General features: G+C 72.1%; 8 protein-coding genes and 1 pseudogene. 8 read left to right on the plus strand and 1 reads right to left on the minus strand.

The genetic code is table 11. The annotated features are described in order from the left end of the window. From ACFE60_RS14530 to ACFE60_RS14555, 6 genes and pseudogenes are all read left to right on the plus strand, one after another. On the plus strand, positions 1-1,578 hold a 1,578-nt coding region (locus tag ACFE60_RS14530), incomplete at its 5' end, for a DEAD/DEAH box helicase (RefSeq protein ID WP_375389580.1). Positions 1,579-1,637: 59 nt separating this feature from the next. After that, the gene (gene folE / locus ACFE60_RS14535; RefSeq protein ID WP_375389581.1) at positions 1,638-2,201 is read left to right on the plus strand and encodes a GTP cyclohydrolase I; all 564 of its coding nucleotides are present in this window, start codon (positions 1,638-1,640) and stop codon (positions 2,199-2,201) included. 50 nt (positions 2,202-2,251) lie between these two features. Then, positions 2,252-3,117: pseudogene (locus tag ACFE60_RS14540) on the plus strand (bifunctional 5,10-methylenetetrahydrofolate dehydrogenase/5,10-methenyltetrahydrofolate cyclohydrolase). Positions 3,118-3,283: 166 nt separating this feature from the next. Then, entirely contained in the window at positions 3,284-4,588 is a 1,305-nt protein-coding gene (locus tag ACFE60_RS14545) for an acyltransferase (RefSeq protein ID WP_375389582.1), read from the plus strand. 144 nt (positions 4,589-4,732) lie between these two features. Next, positions 4,733-5,791, plus strand: coding sequence for a TerC family protein (locus ACFE60_RS14550; RefSeq protein WP_375389583.1), 1,059 nt, complete (start codon positions 4,733-4,735; stop codon positions 5,789-5,791). A 153-nt stretch (positions 5,792-5,944) separates the two neighbouring features. Next, positions 5,945-6,418 carry a hypothetical protein gene (locus ACFE60_RS14555; protein ID WP_375389584.1) on the plus strand — a complete coding sequence of 158 codons (474 nt, stop codon included), beginning with the start codon at positions 5,945-5,947 and terminating at the stop codon, positions 6,416-6,418. A 269-nt stretch (positions 6,419-6,687) separates the two neighbouring features. On the opposite strand, the gene ACFE60_RS14560 is transcribed toward ACFE60_RS14555, so the two are convergent. Continuing rightward, the gene (locus ACFE60_RS14560) at positions 6,688-7,950 is read right to left on the minus strand and encodes a D-arabinono-1,4-lactone oxidase (RefSeq protein ID WP_375389585.1); all 1,263 of its coding nucleotides are present in this window, start codon (positions 7,948-7,950) and stop codon (positions 6,688-6,690) included. A 140-nt stretch (positions 7,951-8,090) separates the two neighbouring features. On the opposite strand from ACFE60_RS14560, the gene ACFE60_RS14565 reads away from it, so the two are divergent. Together ACFE60_RS14565 and ACFE60_RS14570 are read left to right on the plus strand one after the other, a co-directional pair. Beyond that, a complete protein-coding gene (locus ACFE60_RS14565) occupies positions 8,091-9,650 on the plus strand; it encodes an APC family permease (protein ID WP_375389586.1) in 1,560 nt (519 codons plus the stop codon). Positions 9,651-9,765: 115 nt separating this feature from the next. Further along, the coding region (locus ACFE60_RS14570; RefSeq protein ID WP_375389587.1) for a FadR/GntR family transcriptional regulator at positions 9,766-10,407 on the plus strand (642 nt) is incomplete at its 3' end.

Here is a 10,407-nt window from a genome sequence, read left to right on the forward strand (position 1 = left end):
CTGCTCGCCGGCCGCGACGTCATCGGCCGCGCCCAGACCGGCACCGGCAAGACCGCCGCGTTCGCGCTGCCGATCCTCTCCCGCCTCGACCTGGGGCAGCAGAGCCCCCAGGCGCTCGTGCTCGCGCCGACCCGCGAGCTCGCGCTGCAGGTCTGCGAGGCGTTCGAGAGCTACGCCTCGCACCTGAAGGGCGTCCGCCTCCTCCCGGTCTACGGCGGGCAGGCGTACGGGCAGCAGCTGTCCGCGCTGCGCCGCGGGGTGCACATCGTCGTCGGCACGCCCGGCCGGATCATGGACCACCTCGAGAAGGGCACCCTCGACCTCTCCGAGCTGAAGTACCTCGTGCTCGACGAGGCCGACGAGATGCTGAAGATGGGCTTCGCGGAGGACGTCGCGACGATCCTCGCGGACACCCCCGACACGAAGCAGGTCGCCCTCTTCTCCGCGACGATGCCGGCGCAGATCCGGCGGATCTCGCAGCAGTACCTCCACGACCCGGAGGAGATCACCGTCCAGTCGACGACGACCACGTCGGCCACCATCGCCCAGCGGTACCTGGTCGTCTCGTACCCGCAGAAGATCGACGCGCTCACCCGCATCCTCGAGGTCGAGAACTTCGAGGGCGTGATCGTCTTCGTCCGCACCAAGAACGAGACCGAGACCCTCGCGGAGAAGCTGCGCGCCCGCGGCTACGCGGCGGCGGCGATCAGCGGCGACGTCGCGCAGGCGCAGCGCGAGCGGACGGTCGGCCAGCTGAAGTCCGGGAGGCTCGACATCCTCGTGGCCACCGACGTCGCGGCCCGCGGCCTCGACGTCGAGCGCATCAGCCACGTCGTCAACTACGACCTGCCGATCGACACCGAGTCGTACGTGCACCGCATCGGCCGCACGGGACGCGCCGGCCGCTCCGGGGAGGCGATCAGCTTCGTCACCCCGCGCGAGCGCCGGATGCTGACCTCGATCGAGCGGGCGACGCACCAGCCGCTCACGCAGATGCAGCTGCCGACCGCGGAGGACGTGAACGCGACGCGGCTCAGCCGCTTCGACGACCAGATCACCGCGGCGCTCGAGCAGCGCGGCCGCATCGACCGCTTCCGCGACATCATCGCCCACTACGTGGATCACCACGACGTGCCGGAGGCGGACGTCGCCGCCGCGCTCGCCGTCGTCGCGCAGGGCGAGACGCCGCTGCTGCTGTCGCCGGAGGACGACCGGCCGCAGCGCTTCGAGCGGTTCGACGTCGACCGGCCGGACCGGCCGAGCACCGCGGAGCGCCGCAGCCGCGGCGCCTCCGGCCCTCGCACCACCTACCGGCTGGAGGTGGGCAGACGCCAGCGGGTCGAGCCGCGGCAGATCATCGGCGCGCTCGCCAACGAGGGCGGCCTCGGCCGCGACGACTTCGGCGGCATCGACATCCGGCCCGAGTACTCGTTGATCGAGCTGCCCGTCGACCTCGCGGGCGACGTGCTCGATCGGCTGAGCGGCACGCGGATCAGCGGGAAGCTCATCCAGCTGCGCGCGGACGGCGGCCCCCTCCGCGCCGCGGGCGGCTCCTCCCGCCCACCGCGCCGCCGCTGATGGCGGGGGCGTCGAGCGGCGTGACCGTCGGGTCCCCGGACAGCGCGGGAACCGCAGACGTGGACCTGCCGCGCGCGCGACGCGCCGCCCGCGAGCTGCTGATCGCGCTCGGCTACGACCCCGACGACGCGGCGCTGCGCGCGACGCCGGACCGGGTCGCCGCGTTCGCGCGGGACGCCTGGCCGGGCGGCCGTCCCCTGCCGGTCATCGACCCGACCGCGCTGATGCCCGCCTTCGGGCCGGACCCGGTCGTGCTCGACGCCATCCCGTTCCGCTCGGTCTGCGAGCACCACCTGCTGCCGTTCAGCGGCACCGCCACCGTCGTCTACCGGCCCGGGCGGTGGGTCGTCGGGCTCGGGCGGGTCGTGGCGGCGGTCGACGGGGTCGCGCGGCGGCTGCAGGTGCAGGAGCGCCTCGTCGAGCAGATCGCGGACGTCGTGGAGGCGGGCCTCGAGCCCGCCGCGCTGCTCGTGGTCACGCGGGCGACGCACGCCTGCCTGTGGGCGCGCGGCGTGGGCGGCGAGGACACCGCGTTCACCACGACGGCGACCCGCGGCGGCTGGGCGGCGCCGATCGGACCGGGGGAGGCGCTCGAGCTGCTGGCGGCGGGGGACCGCGGCTGAGCGCCACGCTGCTCGACGGCACGGCGCTCGCCGCACGCCTCCGGCTGGAGGTGGCCGAGCGCGCGGCCGCGCACGCCGCGAGGACCGGCCGCGCGCCCGGCCTCGCGACCGTCCTCGTCGGCGACGACCCGGCGAGCGCGGTGCACGTCGCCGGCGAGCGCCGGCTCGCGGCGCTGAGCGGCATCGCCGACGTGCACCGGCGGCTGCCCGCGACCGCGACGCAGGCCGAGGTCGCGGCGGTGCTCGATGCGCTCGCCCGCGACGACGCGGTGTCCGGGATCCTGCTCCAGCTGCCGCTGCCGGCCGGGCTGCACGCCGGTCCGCTGATCGACCGGATCCCCGTCGCGAAGGACGTCGACGGCCTGACGACGGTCAGCGCCGGGCTGCTGGCGCGCGGCGAGCCGGGCCTGCGGCCGTGCACGCCGAGCGGCGTGATCCGGCTGCTCGACGCGGCCGGGGTCGCGCTCGCCGGCCGCCACGCGGTCGTGGTCGGCCGGTCCGGGCTGGTGGGACGCCCGATGGCGCAGCTGCTGCTCGAGCGGGACGCGACGGTGACCGTCGCGCACTCCCGCTCCGGCGGGCTCGCGGCCATCACCCGGCACGCGGACGTCCTGGTCGTCGCCGCGGGCGTGCCGCACCTCGTCGGCGCCGAGCACGTCCGCCCGGCGCCGCCGTGGTCGACGTCGGCATCCACCGCACGCGCGGCGGCCTGGTCGGCGACGTCCGGTTCGAGGAGGTGCGCGCCGTCGCGGGGCACCTGACGCCGGTGCCCGGCGGGGTCGGCCCGATGACGATCGCCGTGCTGCTCGCCCACACCGTCGACGCCGCCGAACGCGGTGCGGCGGCGCTCCATCCGCAGGACCCGGTCGACACCGAGGTCGTCGAGGCGGCCGGCGCGGCGGACCCGGTCGACTGACGCGGTCTGCCCAGGAGATCCCGGGCGCACCTGTTCGAGAGATGGCGGGCGACGGCGATTCGCCGGTGCGGATTGCCGGATCCGCACAACGATGCAGCCGTTCCTTCGGTGCAGATCGACGATCGCTGCACCCGGAGCGTCCCGCCCGCGGCGAACGGAGCCCCACGTGACCACGACGACGCCCGCCGCCGAGCGCGAGCGGCTGCTCGCCGGCAGAGACCTCTCGGTCGACCTCGTCCGCGTCTGCTGCGTGCTGCTCGTCGTGGTGCTGCACTCGCTGATGCTGGGACTCGAGGTCCGCGCGGACGGCGCGATCGGCTGGCGCAACGTCGTGCAGGACGAGCCGTGGTTCGCGGTCGGCAGCTGGTTCGGCCAGCTGATGCCGCTGTTCTTCGTCGTCGGCGGGTTCGCCTCCTGGCAGGGCTGGGCGTCGACGCAGCGGCGAGGCGGGGGAGGCGCGGACTTCTTCCGGGCCCGACTGCTGCGGCTCGGCACCCCGGCGGCGGTCTGGTTCGTCGTCGTCGGCGCGATCGTCTGGCTCGCGGCGGCCCTCGGCCTGCCGCTGACCGCGGTGCAGCTGCTCGCGAAGGGGCTGGGGCTGCCGCTCTGGTTCCTCGCCGCCTACCTGCTGTGCCAGGCGGTGGTGCCCCTCCAGGTCCGCATGCACCGCGCGCACCCCGTCGCGACGGCCGGCGCGCTGCTCGCCGGGGTGATCGCCGTGGACGCGGTGCGCGGCGCGACCGGAGTGCAGACCGTCGGCCTGCTGAACCTGCTGCTCGTCTGGCCGCTGGTGCAGCAGATCGGGTTCCTGTACGCCGACGGCACGATCGCCCGCCTCCGGCGGCCGGCGCTGCTCGGCGTCGCCGCGCTCGCGTTCGCGCTCGTCGGGGTGCTCGGGATGTCGGGCGTGTACTCGCCGGACATGCTCGACAACCTGAACCCGCCGACCCTGCCCCTGGTGCTGATCGGCGTCGGGCAGACCGCGCTGTTCGTCCTCGCGAAGCCGGCGCTCGACGCGCTGATGCGGACGCGGCCCGCGCAGGCGTTCGTGGGACTGGCCGGCACCCGGCTGATGACGATCTACCTATGGCACCTGCTGATCGTCATCGCGGTCGCGGCGACGGTGCTGGTCGCGCCGACCGTCGTGCCCGCCGTCGGCACCCTCGGGTGGTGGCTCGCCCGCATCCCCGGCGACGCGATCGTGTTCGGCGTCCTCCTGCTCGTCTCGCTGGGCGTCGCGCGCTTCGAGCGCGGGCCGAAGCGCGTCGGTCCCGTCCCCGGCGTCCCGGCGCTCGTCGTCGCCGGGGTGCTCGCGGTCGTCCCGCCGTTCTGGGCGATGGAGGTCGGGCTCGACCTGGTCGCGTTCGTCTGGGGCGCCGCGGCGATGGTCGCCGCGGTGCTGATCGCGCGCGGCCGCCCGGTCCCCGCAGCCGCGGACCGGTCCGCGCGTGTCCCGACGATGACCCGGTAGGGTTCGGGGCGCGAAGGGGAGTATCCCGCCACCGCACACCCCGTCAGCACGGCCCGCATCGTCCGCGGACCCGGGGGTGCGGCGCCCGATCCGGGTGAGGGAGAGACGTTCGAGGACAGCCCCTGCCCTCGAGGAGTGCTTCAGATGCCCATCGTCCCGCTGCCGTTCGAGATCGTGTCGCTCGCGGTCATCGTCCTGATCCTGATCGCGGACATCGTGCTCGCGTACCGGCGCCCCCACGTGCCGTCGACCAGGGAGTCGGCCCTCTGGGTCGGCTTCTACGTCGCGCTCGCGCTGATCTTCGCGGTCCTGCTGCTGCTCGTCGACGGGCCGGAGCACGCCACCGAGTTCGTCGCAGGCTGGCTGACCGAGTACTCGCTGTCGATCGACAACCTGTTCGTGTTCATCGTGATCATGACGGGCTTCGCGGTGCCGAAGAAGCGGCAGCAGGAGGTCCTGATGATCGGGATCATCCTCGCGCTGGTGTTCCGCGGGATCTTCATCCTGATCGGCGCGCAGCTGATCGAGAACTTCAGCTGGATCTTCTACCTCTTCGGCGCCTTCCTCATCTACACCGCGATCACGCAGGCGTTCGGCAGCGAGCACGGCGACCAGACCGACACCGCGCTGATCCGCTTCGCGAAGCGGCACCTGTCCCTGACCGAGAACTACGACGGCGGCAGGATCCGCACGACGATCGACGGCAAGCGCTACTTCACGCCGATCCTCATCGTGCTGATCTCGATCGGTGCGACGGACGTGCTGTTCGCGCTCGACTCGATCCCCGCGATCTTCGGCATCACCGACAGCCCGTTCATCGTGTTCACCGCGAACATCTTCGCCCTCATGGGGCTGCGGCAGCTCTACTTCCTGCTCGGCGACCTGGTCGAGCGGCTGAAGTACCTGAAGTACGGGATCGCGTTCATCCTCGCCTTCATCGGCGTGAAGCTGATCCTGCACGCGCTCCACGAGAACGAGCTGCCGTTCCTGAACGGCGGCGAGCACATCACGGCGGTGCCGGAGATCGGCACGGGCCTGTCGCTGATCGTGATCGTGCTGTCGATGGCGGTCGCGACGGTCGCGAGCCTCATCAGCATCAAGCGGGACCCGGACGCCTCCCTCGCCGACCTGAAGCCCTCGGTGGCGGAGGCGCGGCGCAAGGAGGAGGCGGAGGAGGAGGAGCGCGCCCAGCACCACGACTGAGCGCCCGGCTCCGCTCCCGGGCTCGTGGGTGACAGCCGGACGCGACCGAGGGCGACAGCAGGACGGAACGCGGTCGGCAGGACGATCTGCGCGGTTTTCGCCTGCTGATCGCGTTCTGTCCTGCTGAAGCCCTCGAGTGCCTACGATCGGGCTGTGCTGGACGGCGTCTTCCGGCGGATCCGTCGATCCGCGCCCTGGCGCCGCCGTGCCACCGAGCACCACCTGCTCGGCTTCGGCCGCATCGATCCGCCGCCCGCGCTCGTGCACCTGCCGCGCTCGCCGGAGGTGCTGCTGCGCACGGCCGCGTGGTCGCCGATCGCGCAGCTCGCCGACCAGCGCATCCGGGCCCACCGCGGTGAGCACCTGTCGGTCGGCGAGATGGTCGAGACCGTGACGCACGAGGTCGAGGACGCCGTCGCCGCGCAGCCCATCGAGACCTCGGTGGTCGCCTGGCGCACCTGGGCCGCCGCGACCGAGACGCCGTGGCCCGCCGGCTTCCACGAGCTGCTCGTCGGTGCGAACTCCTCGGAGGCGGACGACGTCGAGGTCGCGCTGCACGTGCAGGCCGACCTGGCGGCGCTGCTGCCGCAGGTCGTCGCCGTCCGCCTCAGCGAGAACCGGCGCTGACCGGGGACCTCCACCGACGGCGGCTCGGCGGCGCCTCCCATGCCCGCCGCATGCGGGTCCGCCGCCGGTCACGCAGCGCAGGCGCGAGCGAGCGCCGCGAGCGCGACCCGGTTCCGACCTGCGGCACCTGGAGACGCCCGTGCTGGAGGGGGATCGACCGTCGCGACGCGATCCTCACCCCCGCCGAACGCGCGAGAGGTGCCCTGCTGTGCACCCGCGTCGCCTGCCGGCGCCTCGTCCTCGACCTCTCGCCCGCGGTGCGGGCGCGCTCATCCGAAGAGCGGGCGAAGATGGTCGTTGAGGAACAGGTCTGCCGGATCCATCTCCCGGCGTACCCGGTCGAACCGATCGAGCTGCGGGTAGCTCGCTTCCACCCGGTCCCTCGTCATCCGGTGCAGCTTTCCCCAATGGCTGCGCGCATCGAACGGCGCCAGCGCTCGGTCCACGTCAGCGAAGTAGTCGCTGTAGTCGTCGCGCGGTGCTCCCGACACCGAGATGACCGTGCTGTCGCGGCCGGAAGCGGGGGAGAGGAAGGCGGCTTCGGCCTGGACCCAACGCACCTCGACCGGGTAGCGCTGCTCGGGGTGCCTCCTGACGATCAGCTCGCGCACGGCCTCCACCGCCTCGCGGCCGCGATCGGCCGGAACGAAGCACTCCATCTCGTGGAACGGCAGGTCGAAGGTCCCCGGATAGATGCGATAGGCCCGGTCTGCTCGGGTCCCCCGAGCTCGCGACGCAGTCGCCTCCTCGTCCGTCACGACGCGGTAGCGCTTCGTGAAGCTCCGACCGACGGCGTCGACGCCGTCGGGAACCGGAAGCTCGTACAAGCCCGCGGAATCGGCATGGTGGCACCACAGGAACGAGTAGTGACGGTTGGCCGTCACATCCTCGTCCCAGGTCTCGACGGTCTCCTCCCACAGCGGGAAGCTGATCCGCTCCTCCAGGAGGTACGCGGGGTCGACCTCCAGCTCGACCTCCAGCACGATGCCGAGCAGCCCGAGGCTCACCTGTGCCGCGAGGAGCGCATCGCCCCCGCCGTCGGTCGCGGCGTCGATGTCGCGGACGGACCCGGTCCCGTCGACGATCCGCACCGCGCGGACGCAGCTCGACACGCTGCCGAGTCGCACCCCTGACCCGTGAGTCGCGGTCGCCACGGCGCCCGCGATGGTCTGACGGTCGATGTCGCCCTGGTTCCTGAGCGAGAACCCCGCCTTCCACAGCGGCTCGCCGAGGTCGCGCAGCAGGGTCCCGCCGCGGACCCGGACCCGCGCAGTGCTCGCATCGATGCCGATCACACCGGAGTAGCCGGTCATGTCGATCAGGAGCCCTTCGGTCGCGACTAGGGGCGAGAAGGAGTGCGCACTCCCGCCCGCACGGATCGGCACCTGGTTCGAGACCGCGTGGCGCACCGCGTCGACGACCTGGCTCTCGGTCGTCGGTCTGACCGTCCACGAGGGGGAGGCCCGGATGTTCCCTCCCCAGTTCGTCCACGGCCTGTTCCGGTGCACCGTCAGCGGGGGCTTCGACACCATCTCGCCCTCCTCCCCGTCCGCGATCGAGGACGACGACCAGTATGGGATCACAAAACCCTTGAGTTCAAATCTTTGGAGATGTAGGTTCCGACGACGGGGTTCTCACCCTCCGATCGACCCCTTGACGCCTGGGAGCGCGCATGCCGATCCGCCGCGAAGAGACGACGACCACCGACGACGGCCTGGCCGAGTTCGGATACGCGCAGAAGCTCGAGCGCAGCCTCGGAGGGTTCGCGACGTTCGCGGCAGGCGTGAGCTTCATCTCGATCCTGACCGGATGCTTCCAACTGTTCTACTTCGGGTACGGATTCGCCGGCCCCGCCTACTGGTGGACCTGGCCGATCGTGTTCGTCGGTCAGCTGATGGTGGCGCTCTGCTTCGCGGAGCTCGCTGCCCGCTATCCCGTCGCCGGCTCCGTCTACAACTGGTCGAAGCGCCTCGGCTCACCCGCCGGATCGTGGTTCGCCGGATGGAGCCTGCTGTTCGGTCAGCTGTTCTCGATGGCGGGGGCCGCGCTCGCGCTGCAGATCACGCTCCCGCAGATCTGGTCCGGGTTCCAGGTCGTCGGCGACGGTTCGACGCCGTCGGACTTCGCCTTGAACGGCGTGCTCCTCGGGTCGGCGCTCATCGTCGCGACGACGCTGATCAACGCCTTCGGCGTGAAGCTGATGGGGCGCGTGAACAGCGTCGGCGTGGCTGTCGAACTCGTGGCTTCGGTGACCCTGATCGTGCTGCTCGCCCTGCACGTCCGCCAGCCGATATCCGTGCTCTTCGACACCGAGCGCGCGGGCGAAGGCAGCCCGCTCGGCTACCTCGGTGCGTTCCTCGTGGCATCGCTCGCGACGGGGTTCGTCATGTTCGGCTTCGACACCGCCAGCTCGCTCGGCGAGGAGGCGAAGGATCCGAAGCGAGGGTCGCCCGTCGCGATACTCCGCGCGATCAACGCCTCGTTCTTCCTCGGTGGGTCGATCCTGCTGCTCGGCATCCTGAGCGCACGCGACCCCTCCGACAAGCGCATCGGTTCGGGCGCCGGCGGCTTGCAGTTCCTCGTGCTCGATGCGCTCGGCCCGGTCGCCGGCACCGCGCTGCTCTGCTGCGTGGCGGTCGCCGTCTGCGTCTGCGTGCTCGCCATCCACACGGCATCGATCCGATCCGTCTTCGCGATGGCGCGGGACGGCGGCCTGCCGTTCTCCGCGTCGCTCGCCCGCGTGAACCAGAAGAGCAGGACGCCGGTGGTGCCGGCGATCGTCATCGGGCTCGGCGCGATCGTCATCCTGCTCGTCAACGTCGGGCAGCCGGAGGTGTTCACGACGGTGACGAGCGTCGCCGTGGTGCTCGTCTACGTCGCCTACCTGCTGGTGACCATCCCCATGCTCGTGCAGCGGATACGAGGGGGATGGAGCGGCAGGGACAACGGGCCCGGCTACTTCAGCCTGGGCCGTCTCGGGATCCCGGTGAACGTGATCGCGGTGGTCTGGGGCTTCCTGATGGCGCTGAACCTCGTGTGGCCGAGAAGCGAGATCTACGGGAGCGTGCCCTGGGCCGGTGTCGTGGCGTGCGCGGGGATCGGGACCGTCGGAGTGATCGTGTACGTCGTGCGGACGAGACGAGGGGTGGGCGTGCTCGCGGAGCACCGCTCCGATCCCGCGCAGGCGCACGCTGCATCCTCGTCAGCCGACCGCGTCGTGCCTCCGCGTTAGCATCGACCAGAGCACCACGTCTGTCGAGGACCGCCCCGTCGTCGACGCTCAGAGGGAAGCGATGACGTCACAGCAGGACGCGCACCTCGCCGGGTCGCGACGTCGCGTGCAGCCCGTGTTCCTCAAGACTCCGGTGCAGCCGCCGAACGCGACGGCCGTGGTGAATCGACTGCGAGCCGCGATCGACCTGGGGGTCGTCCGAGGCGGGGAGGCGCTTCCGCGTGAGGCGGTCCTCGCTCGTCAGCTCGGCGTGTCCGCCTTCGTCCTCCGCGACGCGCTCTCCAGCCTGCGAGCCGAGGGGCTGCTGACGACGCGTCCGGGTCGTGGCGGCGGCTCGTTCGTGACCGAGCGTTCCCGGCCGCCGCTGACCGCCTCTTCAGAGCATCTCAACCCGGTCAGCGCTTCGGCGATCAGAGATCTCGCCGATTGGCGGGCGACGCTGCTGAGCGGCTCGGCGTCGATCGCGTGCGAACGCGTGACGCGCGCAGACCTCGATCACCTGCGGGAGCTCGCCCTCGACGTCGACGACGCGGCGCGGGCGCCGCGCGCACTCGGCACCTTCGTCATCCAGCTCGCGGCGGCGGCGCAGTCGACACGGCTCAGCATCGCCGCCATGACCTTGCAGGAGGAAGCGGGTGCGATGTTCTCGCTCCCTCTGCGCGCCGCTGAGTACCGTGCGAACCTCAGCGCGGCGCTGGTCCTGCTCGTCGACTCCGTCGGTGGGCGCGTGCCGGAGGCGGCCGCGCACGCAGCGGGC

This window comes from uncultured Amnibacterium sp. (assembly GCF_964245895.1).
Taxonomy (GTDB): Bacteria; Actinomycetota; Actinomycetes; order Actinomycetales; family Microbacteriaceae; genus Amnibacterium.